The organism is Spartinivicinus poritis (assembly GCF_028858535.1).
GTDB lineage: Bacteria > Pseudomonadota > Gammaproteobacteria > Pseudomonadales > Zooshikellaceae > Spartinivicinus > Spartinivicinus poritis.
The window spans coordinates 119,843-143,774 of record NZ_JAPMOU010000014.1 but is presented as its reverse complement, the minus strand read 5'-3'; the positions used below and the strand labels follow the sequence as shown (position 1 = coordinate 143,774).

Below are 23,932 nucleotides of genomic sequence, written 5' to 3'. Positions count from 1 at the left end.
CAAACGCAAACGCAAACGCAAACGCAAACGCAAACGCAAACGCAAACGCAAACGCAAACGCAAACGCAAACGCAAACGCAAACTATAATATACTCGATGTACCTTATCTGTCAGGCAGTATTGATAATAATAAAATCCATTTACCGCCCTATCAAGCATGTTTTTTAGAAAAAAATACAGTAAATAATCATGGTGAAATATAATGGCTAGTATCACCTTACATAATATCTGTAAGCGTTATGGCAATGCCAATATTTCTAACAATATTAATCTGGATATAGCCGCTGGGGAGTTTGTCGTTTTTGTTGGGCCTTCCGGTTGTGGTAAGTCTACATTACTCCGAATGATTGCAGGGCTTGAAGACATTACATCGGGTGATTTATATATTGGCGAACAGCATGTCAATCAGATACCACCCAAAGATCGTCCTGTGGGCATGGTATTTCAGTCATATGCGTTATACCCACATATGACAGTAGCAGATAATATGGCTTTCGGTCTAAAGCTTGCCAAAGCCAATCAATCAGTTACTCAGAAAAAAGTCCGTCAAGTGGCTCAAGCCTTACAGCTTGACAATTTATTAGCCCGAAAGCCTAAAGATTTATCGGGCGGCCAACGCCAACGGGTCGCTATCGGTCGAACCATTGTGAGAGAACCAAAGGTTTTATTATTTGACGAGCCACTATCGAACTTAGATGCCTCATTACGAGTAAAAATGCGTATAGAGCTTTCTAAACTCCATAAACGGTTGGGGGCAACTATGATTTATGTCACCCACGATCAAGTAGAAGCCATGACGTTGGCTGATAAAATTGTGGTATTAGAAAATGGTAAAGTTTCTCAAGTAGGTAAGCCGTTAGAACTTTATCATTACCCTAATAATCAATTTGTTGCTGGATTTATTGGCTCGCCACAAATGAACTTTATTCCCTGCCAAGTCATCGAGTCATCACCAACAACTGTTGTAGTACAGTTTGCAGATAATAATAAAACGCTTAGTTTGCACCTGGATGGTACTCATATAAAAGCCGGTGAACATGCCATGCTTGGAATTCGCCCAGAACATATTTGCAATGCAGAAGAAGCAGATATTAGTTTCGTTTGCAAAGTCAATGTTATAGAACGCTTAGGTGATGAAACCATGGTTTATGGTGAACTACCAGGCTTAGTTGACGAGTTTATTATTAGAACCCATGGTAATGCCATCACCCAAGAAAATGACAATTATAACGTTGGCGTTAAAGCACAATGTTGCCATTTATTTAATCAACAAGGAGAAGCCTGTAAACGGCTTTATCAAGAGCCTAGTTTAGGGTACCCCTAATGCGAATGATTAAAAGCCATTCGCATTGGTGGTATAATATCCAAATTAAATTATTATTAGTGGACTATGCTAGTCAGTGACTAGGAATGGCTGGCTATCCAACATTTTTATTAAAGCCACCTCACCAACCAATGTTTTTACATTCTGTATAAAACAAGCCATCACCAGTCAAATGCAATATAAAATATATTAATTGCTGATAGTACTATTTATCCAATTTGTATATGCATATACACTTGTGAACACATCATATGAATTTGGCGTAGCACACCCTTTAACAAAACTTGCTAAACCGACAAGCTTATTTACACCATTATCATTATAAACTAATGGACCTCCACTATCACCAAAGCAAACCCCTGAAACAGGTGTAGATACTGAGCCTACACAAACTTGATTGCTGCTGGATATCAAACTATTTAGTGTATTATTTTCAGCTGCAGCTTTAAGTAAAATATTATGCCTTATCAAGTCATTCACTTCTTTTGTGAATAGTTGAATACTTTTAGATATTTTCACCTCTAACTCTGTAAGCTCATTTAGTTTGCTTACCTCACTTTTATCAGTTAGCTTTATTTTTTTATTAATTTTTAATTGGATTACAGCTAAATTTTTTAAATTATCTGTAAAGTGTGAAATAGTTTTTGGTATTTTCCACAAGCTTGTATTTACACCCACCTCACTAAATTTACTCTCTCGACAAATATTAGTCTCTTTAATAGCATAATTTATATTCTGCCTTACTGATGGCTTACTTGTTGTTTCATTAATTAAGTACGCCTCAACCCCTTCATAAGTAAACTTCTTAAACTCACTTTTATATTGAGTTACCCCCCAACCAGTAGCAGTGACTAATGAGTTACTATCCAGTTTTTTATCAATCAGCTGTATCCCCTCTTTTTGTGTTGCAGCCGATGTTAGCTTCAGCAAAGCAATATCATTATCTAACCATGCCATATCTTTTAGTGGAGAGTAAGTAGAATAATAATTGGGGTGAATAATAATTTTGCTTATTGATTTTATAGCTAAACTACCATATTTTTCTTCTCTATCAAGATCAAGAGGTCCAACAACAGCACTTATATTTTTTTTATCCATTTTCTCTACACAATGTGCAGCTGTAACAACCCAGCGGTTATTTAATAATACACCACCACAAAATTGATAGTCAGATATATTTTTATTGTTTTGACTTGCCTCTAACTTATCATAGTCTTTTAATAGTGCAACAACCCAGTCATGCTTCACTGTTGCTACTGTGCCATTTATACTTCTTTTTTTTCGTATATGCTCTGAAGCTACACTACTTGTGCTTACAACAATACCCAGCCCTATAATGGCCATTAAAACTTTTTTCACAATAGTACCCTTAAAATAATTATAAGTATGATAGTTAGTGTTGGTCTAAAATAATACCCACTCATTCATCTATTAGTGGTCGCGAGCAATTCTATAATAACAGATACGTTACTTTATTGTAACAGAACCAATTAAACGCCTTTAAGTTATGCATTAGCTATACATCAAGTTTTACTTACAAAGGACAATACCCGCAAAAAATATTAAAATTACAACTTACTATCCTCAAGTTGAAAAACAGAAGAAGACTCCCCCCAGAAGCCTATGATAAGCAACTGAGGTAAGATAATAATACTTTTTTTAAGGTATGTATAAATTGCATTCATGATGAGTACAATTAAAGTGATAGGACTTCCGTATTAAACTCATCCTTAATAATTTCTTGTGCTGGCAACCCTCTTCGTAGTTCATACATAGCTATAGATGCCGATACAGCTACATTTAAACTACCTACCGGCCCATATTGTGGAATTGTCACCACATGAGCACATTTTTTTATAAAGCTAGTAGGTAATCCATCTGCTTCATTTCCAACTATTAATGCTGTTTTTTCTGGAAACGTAAACTGATTTAACAGTGATGTCTGTTCAGCAATTTCAATAGCAACGGATGTATAACTATTCGCCATACACCACTCAAACACATCGTCAGGATTTGGCAAGTGAATAATTTCTGCCTGCTTTTCCAGCTTTCTTGAAAAAGATTGGCTACCTTTTTTAAATTGCCAGGGTAATTCATGGCCAATAAATACGATTTCATTACCACCATGAGCGATATGACTGCGAACTATCATCCCTACATTTTGGGGACTATTTAACGAATGAAGAACTGTGCAAAAATCAGACATTATTAATAATCTACATATAATCCAATGGTAATTCAGTTGTGTGTTTCATGGTTTCCATGACAAAACTGGCGCTTACGTCGTATAAATCGGCTTTAATTAACGCTTTATATAACTGGTCATAGCCTGCCATATCAGTAATTACAGCTTTGATTAAATAATCTAAATCACCACTAGTGCGGTATACCTCTAATACCTGAGGTAGGCTATTTACCACTTTGCGAAATTGCTCAGACCACTTTTCGTTGTGTTTATTTGTTCGCACAGCAATATAGGCAGTCAGTGGTAGATTAACTTGCTCTTGGCTCAGCAATGCAACCCGCCCTCGAATGACACCATCCTGTTCTAGCTTTTGAATTCGCCGCCAGCAGGCTGTTTTTGATAGTGCAACTCGTTCAGCTATCTCCCCTACTGACAAGCTGGCATCTTGTTGCAAGATTGCTAGTATTGCCTTATCAAACTTATCCATTGTTCACATATCACCCACACTAATAAAATAATTTTTCCATAATAAACCACTTAGGGAAATTTTATTCTATTGATAACCAATATCTATGGCAATTTAGCAACAATGTTCATGTCAATCAGAACTATAATGCATATACTAAGAATATAATGGAATGAAAGGGCAGTCTTATGCAGCACCTGATCGAGAGCATCCGCCAAGCCGTGATTGGTGAACATCACCCCATTGAAACCCCGTTTGGGCAAAAGCCTTTAGTCTACGCAGACTACACTGCTTCGGGACGTGCCTTGGATGTCATCGAGCAGTTTATCCAGTATCAAGTACTCCCCTACTACGCCAACACCCATACTGAAACTTCATTCACTGGCCGCCAAACGACAGCGCTTAGAGAACAGGCCAGACAAATCATCCGGCAGGCTGTTAATGGCCAGGAAGATGACCAGATTATTTTTTGTGGCTCAGGGGCAACCGCAGCCATCCACAAGTTGATTGATATTCTTAACTTACGCTTGCCTGCAGACCTGGATGAGCAATATCAGTTCAGCAAGCAAATTCCTGACGATAAACGCCCTGTCGTATTTATTGGTCCCTACGAACATCACTCTAATGAACTACCCTGGCGCGAAAGTATTGCTGAGCTAGTCTCCATTCCACTTGATGAGGATGGTCAAATAGACTTGGGCGCTTTGACAGCTGCACTGGAAACATATGCTCACCGCCCGTTAAAGATAGGTAGCTTTTCTGCTGCCTCTAATGTAACGGGTATTAAATCAGACGTTGATGCAATTTCACGCTTATTACATAAATATAATGCCTATAGCTTTTGGGATTATGCAGCAGCAGCGCCTTATGTTTCGATTGATATGACTGGCGAACAAAATGAGCATGGCGATAGCAGTAAAGATGCTGTTTTTATCTCCCCCCATAAATTCATTGGTGGTCCTGGTACGCCTGGTATTTTAATCGTTAAAAAGCATTTACTTACCAATCGTGTGCCTGCTGTACCTGGAGGCGGAACCGTTGTTTATGTCACCCCCGAAGACCATCGCTTTATCGAAAACCCTGAGCGACGAGAGGAAGGTGGCACCCCCGCCATTATTGAGTCAATTCGTGCAGGCTTAGTTTTCAAGCTACAACAAACCATCGGCACCGAGACCATTGAGCAGCGGGAACACCAGTTTGTTCGGCAAGCGATTCAACGTTGGCAACAACATGAGGCTATTGAGATATTGGGTAATCCGGATGCCTCTCGCTTATCCATTATTTCTTTACAGATTAAGTGGCAAGAAAAATACTTGCATTATGGGTTTGTTGTTGCCCTCTTAAATGACTTATTTGGTATCCAGGCTCGTGGTGGTTGCTCTTGTGCAGGGCCTTATGGCCACTCATTACTGGGTATGGATATGTCATATAGTAAAGCCTTGGAAGCTGAGTTATTAAATGACCAAATGATTTTACGCCCAGGCTGGGTGAGGCTTAACTTTAATTATTTTATTGAACAAACTACTTTTGAGTATCTCGTTCGAGCCATTGAACTCATTGCCACTCATGGTTGGCGACTGCTGCCTTATTATCAGTTTGACTGCCAGTCTGGTGTTTGGTTATACCAAGGCCAAAAACCCAAGCTAGCCGTAACACTAGACACTCTGGATTTTACTAAAACTTCATCTAAATCAGGCCAAGTATACTGTCCAACTACCTTAAAAGATTGCTTAGCGACAGCAGAAATAGAACTAACCAACCCATCCAGAGACGCAAAGCAATACACAATCAAGCTACCGCCTAGCGCTGAAAAGTTACGCTGGTTTGCCCTACCCCAAGATAAAGCTCAACAAACAATTAAGGACTAACTGTGGCACTTGTCATTTCAGTGGGTATTTTAGTTGGATTAATGCTTGGCCTAACAGGGGCAGGTGGCTCTATTTTCGCTGTGCCTCTGCTTATTCTGCTGCTCAACTTCTCCCCTAATGATGCGATGGGGGTTGCTTTAGGAACTGTCAGTATCAGTGCCATTGTCGGTATTCTGGCCAGACTGCATCATCAACAAATTGCCTGGAAGCCTGCTATTGTCCTGATCATCTCTGGTACCGCTTTAGCACCTATTGGTCGCTGGCTTGGTAGTTTAATAGACCAGCGGCTTTTATTAGTTGGATTCATCTTACTAGCCAGTTATATCGCTATCCGCATGTGGCAATTATCAGGAGCTGCTGTTACTAACCTAGCAGCAAAACCAGAGCCTATTAACTGCACTGCAACCAAACATTCCCCATTACTTTGGCTGGCAGGTGCAGTTGCAGGGCTTTTATCCGGATTATTTGGAGTAGGTGGTGGCTTTTTGAACGTACCGATTCTTACCCTTCTGACGGGCATTAGCATGAAGCGTGCAGTAGATACATCACTACTGGTTATAGCATTAGTCAGTACTACAGGCTTTATATTCCATGTTAACTGGGTTGCAGAGGTACCTACAGAATTACTAATCGTCGTTACCATTGGCAGCGTAATTGGCATTCTCATGGGTACTTTCTTAACCCGGCATATTGCCAGCTACCAGTTACAAAAGTTATTTGCTGTATCGGTTCTTGGACTGATGGCGCTTTCTGTTCCCAAAGTATTAAGCTAAAAGAAAGGAGCAAAACATGTTATTTCGTCAACTATTCGATGAAGCAACCTGGACCTATACATACTTGCTAGCCGAACAGGAAGGTGGTCACGCCTTACTCATTGACCCTGTAAGGGAAAAAGTTCCGCAATACCAACAGCTTATCAGTGAGCTAGGCTTGCAGCTGGCATACGCAATTGATACCCATGTCCATGCCGATCATATTACCGCTTTGGGCAAACTACGAGAGCTATATGGTTGTGAGACCATCTTTGGGGAAAGAACTCAAGCCCAGTGCGCCAGTCGTATGGTTAAAGACGGTGAAGTTATTTCCCTTGGTAACCTGCACCTAAAAACAATTTACACCCCAGGCCACACTGACGACTCTTACTGTTTTTTATTAATCAATGAAATACCACAGCTGTTATTTACAGGTGATACCCTATTAATCAGAGGAACAGGGCGAACTGACTTTCAGCATGGTGATGCTTACCAACAATATGAAAGCTTGTTTAATAAACTGCTTAAGCTACCTGACACAACCCTGGTTTACCCAGGCCATGATTACAAAGGCATGACAGTAAGTACCATCGGGGAAGAAAAACGGTTTAACCCACGCTTGCAGGTAAACAATGCCAAGGAGTACTGTGAAATCATGGACAACCTAAACCTACCTAACCCTAAATTAATGGATGTTGCAGTCCCTGCTAATTTAGGTTGCGGTCTATAGTTCTCTTTTTATTAGGTTTTAGGTGTATCGTCCGTTAGTGGTTGACTGCATTGCCATACAAGGCAGAAGATGTGTGGTCTAGTGATCAACTAACAATATAATGATGAGAAATAAGTAAAAAACATTGACTTGTCAATAGGGTTGTTTATAATTCACTCAGCTTGAAAGTACGGCGTTAATTTATGTTCAATTTTCACGATGTTCCTTTTGTAGTGCCTCGTTAGTTTGTCATAAGTCACACCTAAATTTCTCTGCTACACTGTCTTACACCTCTCTCCTAGTGGGTAAGGTTTAAGAAATTAGATTAATTTAATTGTTTAAAGAAAGATCCAAATTATGTCTGATAGAAAAAACGGCACTGTAAAATGGTTTAACGAATCTAAAGGCTTTGGTTTCCTAGAGCAGCAATCTGGTCCAGACGTCTTTGTTCACTACAGTGCAATTCAATCTCAAGGCTTTAAGTCTTTGACTGAAGGCCAACAAGTTGAATTTACTGTCACGCAAGGCCCTAAAGGCCCACAAGCAGAGAACGTAGTTCCTTTATAAGCCACTCTTATAATTGATACTTCTGTTCAGGACAGTGCTTAACTTAAGCGCTGTCCGCGCACTTCATATCATTTACCTCTCAATACCCCTTTTACATTCCTTCTAAGCAAGCACTTTTAAAAGCCACATCAACTTTCTGACCTTCTATTCGACTTTTTTGCTTTCCATCAATCTGCTCCCCATAAAAAAAGCCAGCAACAACTGTGCTGACTTTTCATCCAAGGTTAACCGACCTTACTTTTTATTCAAGCCATTATGTAACGACTTTAGTAACGTCGACTCCTGATCATCTTGACCTAAGTGCCAAAACATCACACCAGCTAACTTCTCTTGTTTGATGTAATCCGTTTTATACTTCATTGATTCCTTATCATCATAGGTAACGAATAGGTTATGCTTGGCATTATGTAGCCAAGGGGCTTTGGCTTCAGAATGGAAATGACGTTTATAGCCAAAGCCACCAGCTAACATTTTTTTAATATCAGCATAAGTGGCTATACGCGGCTCATTACGCTCAACACACTTGTCACAACCGACTAACCAAGTTGGATCACCACGGTAGGGATCACCTTTTTGGGTGTTAAAGGTTTGGTATAGCCCATAGTTATCAGTACCTGCTTTTCTAAATGCTCGCCCATAAAAAGGGACACCCATTACTAGCTTATTGCGTGGTACTTTCATAATTAAATGCTGTTTAACAGCCGCATCAGCCGTTAAAGCAAATGGGCTTGGAAATAGCTTTGTAATCTCTTCCCAGGACTTTGGCGGATTAAACTGTACTTCACGTAATGCATTATAAAATTTCGGTTCATCCTTCGCGCCATATAAATGAGCATGGAAATTGGTTTTAGTCACCCCCTGCCAAGGTCCATTAAAATCATAGGTCATAAGGTTAATGTAGTCTAATGGCTCAACCACCTTATCCAATAGATGATAGTAGCGAGACATAAAGAAAGCACCACCTGCACCTGCAATGGTTAGCTGATAGTCAGATTGACTCGTTTTTTCTGCCTGATTGATTTGTGTACGAAATTCCTTCAGCAATGCCACAAAATTGTTAGCATCCTGCTTCCTCGGATATTCCCAATCTAAATCAACCCCATCAAATCCATGCTTTTTCATAAAAGCAATACAGGATCTGGCAAACTCAGTTCTTGCTGCCGGGGTACTCGCTGCATCTCTAAACCGGTTAGCGGTTGGGCTGGCATCATTGGAAAAAGCCCAGCCTCCTACTGAAAACATCAGCTTCAAGTTTGCATTGTATTGCTTCAAGTTGGTCAGTAACTGAAATACCTCAGCTGACTTTTGCTCATTAGCTCCTTTTAATAAGTCACACTGACCTTTGTCGTTAATACCAATAAATGCATAGTTAATATGGGTAAGCATTTTGGCTTTTTCCGGTGAAATATTACTCACAGGAAAATCAACAGCAGGATATTTATTAATTTCATCTGGCCCCAACATGTAGTAACCAATCACTGCATACTTACCACTCGTGTTGGGTGACCCATCATCAGGATTCGGCTTATCCGGATCTGGTTTATTTGGATCTGGCTGTCCTGGGTCAGGATTAGGTTTATCGGGATCAGGACTGCCATCTACTCGCTTCCATGGGCCCCATTGATCTTTTCCTGGCTCATCACCGCGAGTCCACCATTTCGCTTCATAAACAACCTGATTATGTTTAACTCGATTACCTTTGATATAAGTAGCTGTAGCATTCCAGTCTTTTATATCTCCCGTATCTGGCTTATCAGAATCATCGGGATCGGGTACTGGGCTTGGCTTATCGTTGTCATCTGGTTTGTCATTATCATCAGGAGTTGGCTTTGGTTTATCATCACCAGGTTGATCCGCTAGCAATTTCCATGGTCCCCATTGCCCCTTTCCAGGTTGATCACCCCGAGTCCACCATTTAGCCTGATAGTGTTTACCTTGATAGTGTACCTTATCACCCGAGGTATACACTTTAGAAGCATTCCACTCTGCTATACCATCACCATCTGGATCAGGCGTTGGAGGCTTAGGCTTATCATTATCACCAGGATCAGGAGTGGGTGGATTAGGTTTGTCATCACCTGGATCATCAGGGGTTGGTTTAGGCGGCTTCGGTTTATCTGGGTCAGGTTTAGGCGGCACAGGTGGTTTTCCATCTGAATTTAAACCTTCATGCATCGCATTGAGAATTTGCCCATTATCTGCGTCAATTTCCCAAGCAAACAACCCTTTCAGCTGTTTGCTTAATGCATAAGCGCCTTTTGCTTTAACTGAACGGGGGTTATCATAGGTAATTAAGGTACCTTTTTCAGCATTCCACACATAAGGTGCTTGTGCTTTTTCATCATAATAATATTTAAAACCGTTGATGCCCCGGCCATTAACTCCACCTAAGTAGTATTTTTCAATCCCTTTATAATCAATTACTCCATTTTCCCACGTACCTTGCTGGGTATTTTTAGGTAGCGGCCCCCCCCCTTTACCGGCAAATGGATTATTAGGAAGACCACCAGCTACGCCTTTCCAACCTCGGCCATACATGGCAACACCCATGACAATTTTATCTGAGGGGAAACCAGCCTTAATAATATTATTAACCGCATCATGACCATTGTATTGCGGTACTTTTTCATGGTCAGCCGCATAAATGCCTGCATGGTGCCCCAGTGTATTGTCCCAGCCGCCATAAAAGTCGTAGGTCATGGCAAATACGTAGTCCATATACTGAGAAACCTGAGAGTAATCAATACTGGCTATTTTTTTAGGCCCTGCCGATACTGCTGCTGTTAATAAATATTGACGCCCCGTTTGCTGGCTTAAATTATCCAAAGCTGCTCGCAGCTCTTGCATCAGTGCCGTAAAGCCCTGTTTATCTTCTGGTTTACCTAAGTCAGGGTTAGCGCCGGGTTGGCCTGGGAATTCCCAATCAATATCCAAACCATCAAAAAAATCATACTTCTTGATAAAGTCCACTGCAGACTGAACAAATTTAGCACGCTTTTGTGGGTCGTTAGCTAAATAATAAAAGGGATCTGATAATGTCCATCCACCGAGTGAAGGCAGTATTTTAATATGAGGATTTGCAGCTTTCATTTTGGCTAACTGATTAAAGTTACCTTTAATCGGCTGATCCCATTTATCACCAGGGTAGCTTTTTTCTAAAGCGGCAAATCGATCATGAATAGTAACGGTATAGTCTTCTTGATCACTACACTCACGTTGTAATGCACTATACCCTTGGGGATTGGCTTTTTTTAGTGACTCATTAGGGCCACAAACTGCAATAAAACCATATAATACATGAGTGAGCTTTTCTGCTGGTATATCTTTTACATGAAAGTTGCGTCCATATATACCCCATTCTACAAAATAGGCAGCAACAACTTTATCATCAGCAAGATTGTTACCACCCACAGGGGTCGCAAAAGATGCTTCAGCTAAAGACAGACCTAAACCAAGCGTTATACTTAAACTTAGAGTCTTAGGCAGCAGATGTCGGAAAGACCGTCTGTTCATTTATGCCTCCACAGGCTTAAAAGCGTAATGTATGTAAACAAAATAACGTGTTGTATCAGCTTAAGTAGTTTCAAACTTACTGCTTAGCAGTCAGTAAAAATTAGGATTAAAAAGCGCTCAGATAAACGTAATGACAAGCACTAAGCCAGCTTTTAATATTTCATAAAATGAGAGGGTTAAATAATTACAACTGACAACATAGTGTTTTTAACACATCTCAACCTAAGCATTTCAAAATTTATTTAAGCAATAATTAAAAAAAACAGGATAAAGACTTAAAAAATGATGAAACGTTGCTGTCATAAGTCGCCTTTATACACGAAACAAAGCGACACGCACACACAGCGAAAGATATTTAAGCAAGACTTCCTACAATTCAACCCTAATATTTAGGGGCAACAACAAGGCTTAAAAATTATTCGAAAAGAGTATAATTTCTGCTAAACCCACTTAAGCCTATTATTGCAACTCACATCTATTTTAAGCGTAGCAAAAGAATATAAAATACCACCAATACAGTTCACATATTTCTGTGAATAATAAACGACAAAAGTAGTAAATATTTAAAATGGTGAACTCAAACAACACCAATTAAGGTCCAAATGCCAAACATTATTAAAATAATTCAGCGCATCTCAGCAACCAAGAGATTACGCTATTTGACCAACAACCGCTGTTCAGACCAATTCAAAAAAAGCATAACCATAAAACAATTAAAAAAGAAGTGGTTAACTTATTTTATGAAGAGATAACGAGTGCCCCAATACTGAGCTTTCATTAAAGCCATTTATTCCCAGAAAAGCGCTTTTACTAGGATATAGGGACTACCTCAAGAAAAAGAAGATAACTAAAGAATAAAGAAACAAACAGGTTAATGATCAGTCATTTTGTAAAACATTAAAGGCTAAACCATTAACAAGCTCCCTTACTTAGTTAGGGGCAGCACTCGTGATTGAATTTATAATAATCTCAACCTTGCGCCCTTTTGGTTGAGTAGAAGGCTGAGGCGTCAGCATCAGCTGTAGAGGAAAAGCAGTTTTTTTATCTAAAGCGGCTGGTAAATATTGTTGTGACAGGGTTATAAGCCCTCGTTGACTATGGCCTTTTTTAGTTTCAAACAGCACACCATTTTGATTCCAGTTAATACTGTGTGTTAACCGGCTGGCTTGCCAATTATATACACTCTGTTTACTCTCTACTTGCGCTTTCTGCTGCAGCCAATAATGGGTGATTACACCATTTGTAGTATCTTGGCAGTTACTCGCACAGCGCATAGTAAAACCAAGCCCACTGTTTTTGTCCTGGTTTTGCAGACTAACAGAAAACTGGCCATTAGCGAGTAAATTACTGGCTTGTGCAACTGTTTTAATTTGCAACTGGCCAGACGAAAAATTATCAACCGACTCTATACCTGCAGCTAGCCATTGGCCATTCTGATACTCTAATACCAAATGCAACCGTCCACGCTGGTCTACAAAAACATTCTCTGGTGCCCAACGCCCTCCCTTCACGGAGCCTTGCTTTATTCGCCATTTGCTGCCAGCAAAAACCAGTTTATTATTTTCTGCGTATTCTACATGAACCCTGGCAGACTCATGATGGCTCAGATTTAATTTAGTCGATGACAATGTGGCACGGTAAATCTTACCTTGGTAAATATAATCACTGGCGGTCAGCCAGTATTCACCTGGCTCAACATTTGTCAGGCTATCCTGGCCAACTGACAGCTTTCGCGTTACTGGCTCACCACCTGAGACAGGGTGTAAAGTCAGTGTTGCTTTTGCTCCAAAAGGCAAGCCCGTCACCTGAGTCGCAACCGCCAGCTCTCCTGTCGGCTGTAAAGACTGCTGAAACGTTAAATTGAACTGCTGTACTGCTTCTTTGCTAGCAGTAAACTCAAAGGGCTTTTCAGCACTGGCACTGGGCTTATATTGAAAAGGCCAACGCTTGACGGGGTTAAACCATAACCGATAACGATGACCTACCACCAGGTTATTCAACTGTTGGGTTTTCGCCCACTGCAACTGCAGTTGCTTAGGGTGCTCACCGTGAGTAACGTCTTGAATATAAGCGGTGAGTGAATCTGAGCGATCAACTACTTCTGCTGGAGTAACCAGTTGCATAGCGGTGGTATAGACAGGCTCATCATATTTAATTTTGACAACTGCGGCAGACTTTCTATTGGATAAGCGAATAGACTGCTTAGCCATGCCTGGAAAGTCCCCTACCTGTTCCGTATGGACGGTATATTCACCATAAGGTAATTGGTCGAGAATAAATTTCTGCCCCCAGTCAACCGCAACCCGCTTTTCAAAGTCACCAACGCCTTTCACTGTGACAACAGCCGGCATCCCTTTCACTTCAGGCCCAGGAGCTTTAGGTGCCCTGAATAGAAGCTGGCCATGTTGGTAACTTACCTGCTGGTCTTTATCTGATAAAAAGATGGTTGCTTTTGCTGATGACTGGCCTAGCTTTGCTTTTGATTCAAACTTCAACATCAAAGATAGAGTGGAGCCTGGATGCAACTCTGTTTGCAGCTTTTGGTTTTCACTAAATGCCAGCACCAGTTGATTGTTGTACTGCCCACCAATTCTTTCTGAAACCAACACACGGCGATCAGGCATTGAAATAGGGAAAAAACTGCCTGACACTTCAATAACCCGATAAGGCGTAGCAAATTCAATTAAAGCATTAGTTAAATCAACCGTTTGTTTAGATTGGTTAGTAATTAATAGACGACCTGTTGCTTGTGTCTCTCCGAGATGCTGAATAGAAATCACAGAAGCATGAAGACCAGAAGCAACAGCACCAGGCTTTTCTGCAACTGTTGCTGCTAGCGCAGATGCTGCACCTAGCGAAATAACAGCTGTTGTTAAGCTTAGCCAAGCTTCAGTGTTCAACGATCATCTCCTAATACAAACGTTTATCTTTAATGGCATTTGCAGCTTATACCAATACTAACAAGCATCAACACAGTTAATGATAAAACGACTCAAACCTTAAATATCTTGTCGTCTTAAATTTGTCAGATGTTTGTTACAAGCTTTTGTTTAACAAGCTTCCGGTATAAACTTTTGATTACAAAGGATTCTACTACAATTACCTACTAAGAAATACGGCATACTTCGAGAATTAAGCAGAACAACACTAAAGGGTACCTCTAATAATTGTTTGCTGTCTCTGGCCTTCTGGTAAATTCGCAATCAAGGCGTTGGTTTGAAGGCATGCTGGTGGCCTGTCGAAAAGCAACAACACCGAGTGTCGGTTTACCAGAAGGCTACGATTCATTTAGTTAACCTCACTAAATGAATCGCGAGTAATATTATGAGTACCCTGCTGCTGTACAATAATAGTATCCTCTATTCGAACACCACCATATGGCTTAAGAACGTCAACCACTGACCAATTGATGAGTTTTTTCTGCACAGACGAGAGCTGATCTAATAATAAATCAATAAAGTAAATACCAGGCTCAATGGTAAATGCCATCCTTTCTGTAATGGGCCTTTGTAGCCTTAAAAATGGATAGTCAGGATGTGCGTTAAGCAAAGTACCTTGTTCATCCTGTTGCCAGCCACCCACATCATGGGTTTGCAGGCCAATCAAGTGACCCAATCCATGAGGAAAAAAGCTACGAGTCAATTGCTGTTCATAACAGGCATCAGCTGTGGTATTGACTATCTCCAACTCAGTTAAGATAGTGGCAATTCGCTGGTGCATTTGGTCATGCAAAGCCGCATAATCCATCCCTGTTTTGATCTGTTGAATTATCCATTGTTGAGCTTGATCTAGCTTTTCAACTAACTGATTAAACAGCCCAGACTCTACCGCACTTGTTGTACGAGTAATATCGGCTATATAGCCTGAAAAACTAGCACCAGCATCCACTAACAAAGATAAATGCTGTTTAGGCGGTATGGACTGATAGTGGTCATAATGCAAAACTGCACCATGCTCATTTAACGCCACAATATTATTATAAGGTGCATGAGCTTCTTGATGGCCACAAGCTTTTAAAAAGTCCAGATGAATGTCCAGCTCTGACTGCTGCTGTTGAAATGCAGCAATTGCAGCATTATGCCCTTTCATAGCAATCTGGTTGGCCAGAATCAAACATTGCTGCTCATAGTCAGTTTTATATGCTCGATGGTAACTCAGATAATTCACTAACTTGCCAGGATTAACCTGCCCTATCCCCCAATCAGCAGCTAACGGGGCTTCTTCACCAAGAAAAGCAAACTGCTCTAGGTTAGCGGGCAACACATTTTTAAGTGTTTCAACTTTATTAATAATCGTTAAATTAAAGCTATCAACCCAATAACCTGCTGGTGGCTCAGGTGTTACATGCCAAAAATCCTGAGGCATAAAGTAAACAAGCTGTGGCTTTTCAGCTGGTTTAATGATCACAGCGGACTGAGGCAAGTTGGGTAGTGGCACCCACCACTTAAAAAAAGGATTAGCTTTAAATGGATAATAGGTATCATCCAAAAATGCCGACTTGGGTTTTCCAGAAAAAATAACCACTCCCTCAACATTGGCTAATGTCATGGCTTTTTCAAATAATTGGCTAACCCTGTCAATATGATTCGCATAAAGCTGCTGCCAATTCATTCTTATTTCACTCATTTTATTGGTCTCAATTTTTTATTTTTGTAATTACTTGGTAAATTGCCTTACATAACAACTGACAGTCTTCCTGTTCCATTACATAAGGCGGCATAATATAAATCAGTTTACCGAAAGGACGAACCCAAACACCTTCATTAACAAACAAAGGCTGGATAGTTTTCATATCAACGGACTGCTTCAGTTCTACTACACCTATAGCACCTAATACTCTTACATCAGCCACATTTGCAAGTTCACGGCAAGGGGCTAAACAAGCTTCCATCGTGATAGATAATTGTTCCACTTGCGCTTTCCAATGTCCCGCTTGTAATAGCTCCAAACTTGCTGATGCAACAGAGCAAGCTAATGGATTTGCCATAAAAGTTGGGCCATGCATCAACACCCCCTGATTAGAGATAGTATGCGCCACCTGCTGGGTACATAAAGTAGCAGCCAAGGTCATATACCCCCCCGTCAGCGCCTTACCCACACACATAATATCAGGGCTGATATCTGCATACTCACAAGCGAATAACTTACCCGTTCGGCCAAACCCTGTCGCAATTTCATCCAGTATTAATAACACTTGATAATCATCACAAAGCTCTCTGATCCGCTTTAAATAAATGGGCGAATAAAAGCGCATTCCCCCTGCATTCTGTACAATAGGCTCTAAAATAACCGCCGCAATCTCCTGATGGTGCTTATCCAAAGCCGCTTTAAACTCAGCTATATAATCTTCTTGCCAGTCTTCATGAAAACCACACTGCGGTGCTTCAACAAAAACATTATTAAGTAACACCCCCGCAAAGACTTCATGCATACCTTCAGGGTCACAGACAGACATAGGAGCGAAGGTATCACCGTGATAGCCTTTTTTGACGGTTAGCAATCTTTTTTTAGCTGGTTTGCCGGCAGCTACCCAGTATTGAATCGCCATTTTGATAGCTACTTCTACAGATACCGAGCCAGAGTCGGCGAAAAAGACTTGCTGGAGAGATTCAGGGGTAACTGCCAACAGCTGTCTTGCAAGGCGAATAGCCGGCTGATGCGTAATCCCTCCAAACATAACATGAGCCATTTTCCCCAACTGCTGCTGGAGGGCTTCATTTAACCCTGAGTGGTTATAGCCATGAATAGCTGACCACCAGGAGGCCATGCCATCAATTAGCTGACGCCCGTCAGCCAAGGTGAGCCGAACCCCATCAGCGCTAGTAACAGGGTACATTTCATAGCAGTTAGTTATTGAGGTATACGGATGCCAGATATGCTGGCGATCAAACTCCAGGTCTTCAACTGTGATGGTATCAGCCATACAACATGCTCTCAGTAAAAGTGACTAGTGCTGCATTATATTAGAGTGCAACACTAGTTTTTCACAAAATGGCGATGTCTGCATTACAGCAGTACAATAGACACAAAAGTGTTCCCTGAGAAGGAAGTAAAATGCCTGCTTTATTTGTTAAGCAACTAACTGTTATCGACTTTTCCTACTACTGCGCTACTCGCGGTCTGGTTGGTGAAAGCTGGCTGGTAGATGTTATCCTTGATGGCCAACTCAATGAAGAAGGAATGGTGTTTGATTTTGGTCAGGTAAAAAAGACCATTAAACAAACAATTGATGATTTTGTAGACCATAAGCTATTGGTGCCAGGTACTCACCCAGCGATCAATATTGCCGCAGAACATGGACGGATGAATGTTACCCTGTCAACAGAAAACCGCGGCAAAATTATTTGTGATGCGCCAAGCAGTGCCATTATCACCATTGATGCCAGTGAAATATCTCCCTCAACGATAACACCTGTGATCGAACAGCATTTAAAACAGGTATTACCTGATAATGTTGAAAATATTACTTTAAAATTATATCCAGAGATAATTAATGGCTCATTTTATCATTACAGTCATGGTTTGAAAAAACACAAAGGGTGTTGTCAACGGATCGCCCATGGACACCGTTCTGCTATTAATATATATCGTAATGGCGAACCAGACCCGCTACTCGAAGCAGATTATGCTAACCAATTTCGTGATATTTATATTGGAACAAAAGAAGACATCACTGGCGAGTTTATTGATAATGATATGGCTTATTTTAAATTTGCCTACACAGCCCAACAGGGCTATTTTGAGCTAGTGATCAGTCAACCCCATTGTTATCTAATTGACTCAGATAGCACTGTTGAACTCATTGCTCAACATATTGCAAACACAATTAAAACAGCCTATCCAAATGATAAAATTACTGTTAATGCCTTTGAAGGCTTTAAAAAAGGTGCTATAGCAGAACTTTAATATTCTGCAACTAAAATAGTCATTTTAATTTTTAATTAACCCATGGACTGTTAATGTTTATACTTTCCAGGTATACATTAGCAGGCCTAATATTCACAGCATTTATCACCCAATCAAAAAAAACTATTTATTTCCATCCCGAATAAAAAACATTTTTGACGAATATTAAAACATTTCTCATACTGGTAGGGTAAAAGCACTTATAGACCTTATAACCTGGGGAAGTCAATTTGGCTATAGCTAAACAGAACAGGTTATCAGTCAAACTGTTGCGGGTCGTTTTACTGTCCGCATGCTTGGTTGGACTTGTATTAAGTTTTGCTCAAATTGTATATGACGCCTATAGCGCCGATGAAACCATCGATACCTCTGCCTATGCGATGCTCGCTATGGTCAGAGACCCCGCTATTCAGGCGGTATACAGCTTAGACAAGGAAATGGCTTCTCAAGTGGTTGAAGGCTTATTTGAGAACAATTCTATTCGCTATGCCGCCATTGGCCACCCAGATGAACCCATGCTGGCTGAAAAAAGCCGCCCTCTTATAGACACCCCTTATCGCTGGCTAACTGACAAAATTTTTAATCAAGAACGTACTTATAAAGTGAACTTGTTTGGTCGGCTTCCTTACAGTGAGTATTACGGTGACTTGGTAATTACGATTGATACCGCACGGAGCGGCTCAGAATTTGTCAATCGATCAATTATTATCTTTACCTCTGGCTTATTACGAGCCATTGCTATGGCCACGGTACTCTATTTAATTTATACCTGGCTACTCACCAAACCCCTAACCCGCATTATTGACAACTTATCAAGAATTAACCCTGACCAGCCTGGCCAAAAAAAAATTCCTATGCTGCCAGGCAATGAAAACAACGAGCTCGGCCTATGGATTCGAACGGCGAACCAACTGTTGGACTCCATTGACCGTAATAATACCAAGCGGCAAAAAGCTGAAGCCCATGTGCTCCGGCTAGCCCAATACGACTTTTTAACCGGTTTGCCTAATCGAGTCATGTTACAAAAAGAATTACAACAAATTCTTCAAGAAGCCAGTGCTCGTAACAAGTCAGTCGCTGTTCTCTGTTGTGGTATTGATGATTTCAAGGGTGTCAATGAGCAATTTACCTATAAAGTGGGTGACCATATTCTTATGGCGCTTGCCGATCGACTGAGAAATCAACACCATAAAGTTAAAGCAGTCGGACGATTAGGAGGAGACCAGTTTGCCATTATCCAGGATGAAATTGACCAACCCTATGAAGCAGCTGAATTAGCCCAACAAGTGCTTAGCGACTTAGAAGAACCCTTTGTCATCAATAATATTCCTATCTCCATTCGCTCAACGATGGGAATCACCCTTTATCCAGAAGATGGTAATAACCCTGAAAAGCTACTGCAAAAAGCCGAACAAACCATGACGCTGGCAAAAACCCGTAGCCAAAATCGTTTTCAATTTTATATTGCTAGTGTTGACACAGAAATGCGGGTGCGTCGCCAGCTTGAAAAAGACCTGCAAAGAGCGCTGGAAAACGAAGAGCTCCATCTTGTTTACCAGCCACAAGTTTCTTATTTAACTGGGCGAGTTGCTGGTGCAGAGGCCTTAATTCGCTGGATTCACCCAGACAAAGGGTTTATTTCCCCAGACCTGTTTATCCCCCTAGCAGAGAAAAGCAACACCATCATCGATATTGGTGAATGGGTGCTCAACCAAGCCTGTCACCAATTAAATAACTGGCACCAACAAGGGTTTGAAGACTTTCGTATCGCCGTTAACCTGTCTGCTGTACAGCTTCGTCATGAGAAAATTGAATCCTTAATTGCAGATACTATTCAAAAGAATAATATTCCTCCCCACTGCCTAGAGCTGGAGGTGACTGAAACGGGTATTATGGAAGACCTGTCTATGGCTGCTGCTAAACTAAACAGTATCAAACGGTCAGGCGTGATGATCGCCATCGATGATTTTGGAACTGGCTACTCCTCGCTCAGCTATCTAAAGAAACTCCCCTTCGACAAAATCAAGATTGATAAAAGCTTTGTTCAAGATGTATTGGAAGACGAAGAAAACGCTACTATTGTTAGGGCCATAATTCAGTTAAGTAAAAGCTTAAATTTAAGTGTAATTGCAGAAGGTGTAGAAACGGTTGAGCAAGAAGCCTACATCATAGAACAAGGTTGTCAGGAAGGTCAGGGTTATTATTACAGCAAACCCGTTTCTGAAGAGCAGTTTCAACAATTCATAAAAAAAAACTACAAAGCAGCTTAGCCCACATTGAAGCCAGCCCCCGTTAGACTTTTTTTACTAAAAATACCTTGCCAGTAACACGCTTAGAAATAAACAACACCTTATTTATTATCCAATAAAATATTGTTAACCAGCCATAGTAAAGTCACTTGTCACTTTTAAACGATAAACATTATCATTATACTCTCCACTCTTATTACTAAGATAAGCGTTAGGAGTGGATGTCAATGCAATCAACAGGTTTTACCCGAAATTTATTCGCTTGTGCTTTTGCCAGTATGGCTCTGGTTAGTTACGCAGGTGCTGAACAAACTCAGACAACTGCTGTATCAACTGTCTCCTCATCAGCGGTAGCTAGCACTCAAGTAACGCCAGCTGCTGTGGTTAAGCATTATGCAGATATCGCCTATGCTAACTATTCAGATGGTTTAACGACAGCTAAAGCGTTACAAAAAGCCGTTGAGACATTCCTTCAAGCTCCTACTGAAGCCAATTTAGCTAAAGCCAAAGAAGCCTGGATTGCAGCAAGAGTTCCTTACCAGCAAACTGAAGTATTTCGTTTTGGTAATGCCATTGTTGACGACTGGGAAGGCCAAGTAAATGCATGGCCACTAGATGAAGGCTTAATTGATTATGTTGATGCCAGCTATGAGCACGAATTAGGCAACGAAGGCGCCAAAGCCAATATCATTGCTAACGCTACCCTGAAGATAGGTAATAATTCATTAGATGTAAGTAAATTAACACCAAAACTATTGGCCGACTTAAATGAGCTAGGTGGTTCAGAAGCTAACGTGGCTAGTGGTTACCACGCCATTGAATTTTTACTATGGGGCCAGGATTTAAACGGCACTAACCCTGGTGCAGGTAAACGCCCCGCCACTGATTATACAGCAGGTAAAGCTTGTACCAACGGAAATTGTGAACGCCGTGCAGCTTACCTGAAAGCAGCTGCCGAGCTATTGGTCAATGATTTAGACGAAATGGTTAAACAGTGGTCACCAACTGTCGCTAATAATTACCGCCAACAGCTACTGAATGAGAAACCAGAAGATGGCTTACGTAAAATGCTGTTTGGAATGGGCAGTTTAGCATTAGGAGAATTAGCCGGCGAAAGAATCAAAGTGGCTTTGGAAGCTAACTCACCAGAAGATGAACACGACTGTTTCAGTGATAATACGCATTACTCTCACTATTACAATGGTAAGGGCGTTAAAAATATTTATTTCGGTGAGTACAAGCGAGTTGATGGCTCTGTCTTATCAGGCCCAAGCCTGGCTGACTTAGTTAAACAAAAAGATGCCAATAAAGCAAAAGCCATTGCTAGCGCATTCAACAATACTGAGCAGGCACTCCAAGCAATGGTTGATTCAGCTAAAAATGGCTTCGCATTTGATCAGTTAATTGCAGCCAACAACAAAAAAGCGAATCAAATTCCACAAAATGCGATTCAAGCATTAGTGGCAGAGACCGCAGCTATTGAAATGGCTGCTGGTTTAATCGGGGTTAGTAATCTAAGCCCTGATACCGCAGATCATGAGTTTAATTAATTGATAATTATCTACTAGGCATCCTAAGCAAGTTGTATCTTGCAATTTGGTTGTTCCCCCCTTTGAAAAAGGGGGGCTAGGGGGGATTTAAGTTTGAGTATAAAAAGACTAGTGGGTGGTTTAAGGTTTGAGTAGACTTTCATGAAATCCCCCTCAATCCCCCTTTTTCAAAGGGGGAAGCTGGATTGTGCCATAGCTCTAATCGCTCACTTTTCGTGACAGCCTCAATAGTGAGAAAGACTTTAGTTAGGGCTTGACTACATATCCACACACCAAACTACTAAAAAACCAACACTAAAAATACTACTCATTCACTGCCTAAAAAAATATAATAGCGCAAAATTAAAACGCACTCATAGGCGTTGTTACGATATACACCATTATCCTGTCTTGTTTTTAGGAAGTTTTTGATGATTAAGCCTATGGGAAAACGACCCACAACAGTAGTCGCCTGTTTTTTGGTATTACCAGTATTTGCAGGTAATGAGCCCACTGAACAACAAAAAACCAAAGCACTCTCTGGCGGTACTGCCACTGTATTTAATACCACACACAATGCGTTCTCTCTCCCCTCAGCCAATATGCCACTAAGTCGCAAGCTGGACTTTAGCGTTGGCAACAGTTTTTTTCGCAATCCCTGGGTAATAGCGCCTGCGACAACAACGGCACGTGATGGTTTAGGTCCAGTTTTTAATACTAATGGCTGTCAGAACTGTCATATCAAAGATGGACGTGGCCACCCACCCGAAAGTCCCAACGATAATGCAGTGTCTTTGCTGGTCAGATTAAGTGTTCCAGCTAAAACCGCCGAAGAAAAACAACAATTGGTTTATTCCGGAGTCATACCTGAGCCAACCTATGGTGGCCAACTGCAAGATTTTGGCGTACCAGGGGTACCAGAAGAAGGGAAGGTAAATATTGAATATACCCCCATTACCGTGAAGTTTGCTGATGGAGAAACCGTCACGTTACGTCAGCCCAACCTAACTATTACAGGGCTGAATTATGGAGCTATGCACAAAGACACCCTACTTTCTGCCCGAATCGCCTCTCCTATGATCGGCTTAGGTTTATTAGAGGCCATCACTGAAGCGGATATTTTAGCTAATGCAGACCCTGATGATCGTAATAACGATGGTATTTCTGGCAAAGCCAACCAGGTTTGGGACAAAACCAAAGAGAAACCGTCCTTGGGCCGGTTTGGCTGGAAAGCAGGACAGCCCTCTTTAATGCAACAAAATGCTGCGGCTTTTAATGGGGATATTGGGATCACTTCCAACTTATTTCCAAGCACGGACTGCACTGCAAAACAAGCGGCTTGTCAAAAGGCAGCAACGGGCGGCAACCCAGAAGTAGAAGATAAAATTCTTAAGTTTGTCGAGTTTTATTCACGAAACCTGGCGGTCCCTGCCCGTCGCAATCTAGATGACCCAATGGTGCAAAAAGGTGAAAAGTTATTTGAACAAGCCCAATGCAGCAGCTGTCATATCACTCAGTTTAAAACCCCCACACTTAAGGAACAGCCTGAGCAGTCCAATCAAGTCATTCACCCCTATACCGACTTGTTATTACACGATATGGGCGAGGGGCTTGCTGATAACCGCCCTGAGTTTCTAGCTAATGGTAAAGAATGGCGTACACCACCCTTGTGGGGTATTGGGCTCACCCAACAGGTAAATGGCCATACTTTCTTTCTTCATGATGGACGTGCTCGCAATCTAATGGAAGCTATCCTGTGGCATGGTGGTGAAGCAGAAGCAGCGAAGCAACGTGTCCTCAACATGGCTAAACAAGACCGCCAAGCATTACTAGCCTTTCTCAACTCACTGTAATTCTTTAGATG

17 protein-coding genes are annotated in these 23,932 nt (G+C 41.1%); 10 read left to right on the top strand and 7 right to left on the bottom strand.

Going from position 1 to position 23,932, the window contains the following annotated elements; genetic code table 11:
- On the top strand, window positions 1–203 hold a 203-nt coding region (locus ORQ98_RS12840; protein WP_274689210.1), incomplete at its 5' end, for a hypothetical protein.
- Window positions 203–1,324 carry a maltose/maltodextrin ABC transporter ATP-binding protein MalK gene (malK, locus tag ORQ98_RS12835; protein WP_274689209.1) on the top strand — a complete coding sequence of 374 codons (1,122 nt, stop codon included), beginning with the start codon at window positions 203–205 and terminating at the stop codon, window positions 1,322–1,324. The genes ORQ98_RS12840 and malK, both read left to right, overlap by 1 nt.
- Window positions 1,325–1,513: 189 nt before the next feature.
- Here malK and ORQ98_RS12830 read toward each other — a convergent pair whose 3' ends face one another.
- The 3 genes from ORQ98_RS12830 to ORQ98_RS12820 all read right to left on the bottom strand — a co-directional run bounded on the left by ORQ98_RS12830 (window position 1,514) and on the right by ORQ98_RS12820 (window position 3,996).
- On the bottom strand, window positions 1,514–2,683 hold the full coding sequence (locus ORQ98_RS12830; RefSeq protein WP_274689208.1) for a serine protease: 1,170 nt from the start codon (window positions 2,681–2,683) through the stop codon (window positions 1,514–1,516).
- Between the two features lie 337 nt (window positions 2,684–3,020).
- A complete protein-coding gene (locus ORQ98_RS12825; protein WP_274689207.1) occupies window positions 3,021–3,530 on the bottom strand; it encodes a TrmH family RNA methyltransferase in 510 nt (169 codons plus the stop codon).
- Between the two features lie 10 nt (window positions 3,531–3,540).
- Window positions 3,541–3,996 carry an Lrp/AsnC family transcriptional regulator gene (locus tag ORQ98_RS12820; RefSeq protein ID WP_274689206.1) on the bottom strand — a complete coding sequence of 152 codons (456 nt, stop codon included), beginning with the start codon at window positions 3,994–3,996 and terminating at the stop codon, window positions 3,541–3,543.
- 167 nt (window positions 3,997–4,163) lie between these two features.
- On the opposite strand from ORQ98_RS12820, the gene ORQ98_RS12815 reads away from it, so the two are divergent.
- From ORQ98_RS12815 to ORQ98_RS12800, 4 genes are all read left to right on the top strand, one after another.
- Window positions 4,164–5,843 carry an aminotransferase class V-fold PLP-dependent enzyme gene (locus ORQ98_RS12815; protein ID WP_274689205.1) on the top strand — a complete coding sequence of 560 codons (1,680 nt, stop codon included), beginning with the start codon at window positions 4,164–4,166 and terminating at the stop codon, window positions 5,841–5,843.
- Between the two features lie 2 nt (window positions 5,844–5,845).
- Window positions 5,846–6,616, top strand: coding sequence for a sulfite exporter TauE/SafE family protein (locus ORQ98_RS12810; RefSeq protein WP_274689204.1), 771 nt, complete (start codon window positions 5,846–5,848; stop codon window positions 6,614–6,616).
- Between the two features lie 16 nt (window positions 6,617–6,632).
- Window positions 6,633–7,325, top strand: a complete 693-nt coding sequence (locus ORQ98_RS12805; RefSeq protein ID WP_274689203.1) for an MBL fold metallo-hydrolase — start codon at window positions 6,633–6,635, stop codon at window positions 7,323–7,325.
- A 336-nt stretch (window positions 7,326–7,661) separates the two neighbouring features.
- Complete coding sequence (locus ORQ98_RS12800) at window positions 7,662–7,871, top strand: cold-shock protein (RefSeq protein WP_274689202.1); 210 nt, start codon at window positions 7,662–7,664, stop codon at window positions 7,869–7,871.
- A gap of 234 nt (window positions 7,872–8,105) precedes the next feature.
- Here the strand turns inward: ORQ98_RS12800 and ORQ98_RS12795 are convergent, their stop codons facing one another.
- The 4 genes from ORQ98_RS12795 to bioA all read right to left on the bottom strand — a co-directional run bounded on the left by ORQ98_RS12795 (window position 8,106) and on the right by bioA (window position 17,307).
- Window positions 8,106–11,384, bottom strand: coding sequence for a glycosyl hydrolase family 18 protein (locus tag ORQ98_RS12795; RefSeq protein WP_274689201.1), 3,279 nt, complete (start codon window positions 11,382–11,384; stop codon window positions 8,106–8,108).
- 929 nt (window positions 11,385–12,313) lie between these two features.
- Window positions 12,314–14,284 carry a LamG domain-containing protein gene (locus ORQ98_RS12790; protein ID WP_274689200.1) on the bottom strand — a complete coding sequence of 657 codons (1,971 nt, stop codon included), beginning with the start codon at window positions 14,282–14,284 and terminating at the stop codon, window positions 12,314–12,316.
- A gap of 388 nt (window positions 14,285–14,672) precedes the next feature.
- Window positions 14,673–16,010: a Xaa-Pro dipeptidase gene (gene pepQ, locus ORQ98_RS12785; protein ID WP_274689199.1), complete on the bottom strand. Its 1,338-nt coding sequence runs from the start codon at window positions 16,008–16,010 to the stop codon at window positions 14,673–14,675.
- A 10-nt stretch (window positions 16,011–16,020) separates the two neighbouring features.
- Complete coding sequence (bioA, locus tag ORQ98_RS12780; RefSeq protein WP_274689198.1) at window positions 16,021–17,307, bottom strand: adenosylmethionine--8-amino-7-oxononanoate transaminase; 1,287 nt, start codon at window positions 17,305–17,307, stop codon at window positions 16,021–16,023.
- Window positions 17,308–17,438: 131 nt separating this feature from the next.
- Here bioA and ORQ98_RS12775 point away from each other — a divergent pair, with 131 nt between their 5' ends.
- The 4 genes from ORQ98_RS12775 (at window position 17,439) to ORQ98_RS12760 (ending at window position 23,921) form a co-directional block, all read left to right on the top strand.
- On the top strand, window positions 17,439–18,290 hold the full coding sequence (locus ORQ98_RS12775; protein WP_274689197.1) for a 6-pyruvoyl trahydropterin synthase family protein: 852 nt from the start codon (window positions 17,439–17,441) through the stop codon (window positions 18,288–18,290).
- Between the two features lie 230 nt (window positions 18,291–18,520).
- Entirely contained in the window at window positions 18,521–20,560 is a 2,040-nt protein-coding gene (locus tag ORQ98_RS12770; protein ID WP_274689196.1) for a putative bifunctional diguanylate cyclase/phosphodiesterase, read from the top strand.
- 206 nt (window positions 20,561–20,766) lie between these two features.
- The gene (locus ORQ98_RS12765; RefSeq protein WP_274689195.1) at window positions 20,767–22,089 is read left to right on the top strand and encodes an imelysin family protein; all 1,323 of its coding nucleotides are present in this window, start codon (window positions 20,767–20,769) and stop codon (window positions 22,087–22,089) included.
- A gap of 410 nt (window positions 22,090–22,499) precedes the next feature.
- The gene (locus ORQ98_RS12760) at window positions 22,500–23,921 is read left to right on the top strand and encodes a di-heme oxidoreductase family protein (protein WP_274689194.1); all 1,422 of its coding nucleotides are present in this window, start codon (window positions 22,500–22,502) and stop codon (window positions 23,919–23,921) included.
- Window positions 23,922–23,932: the final 11 nt, after the last annotated feature.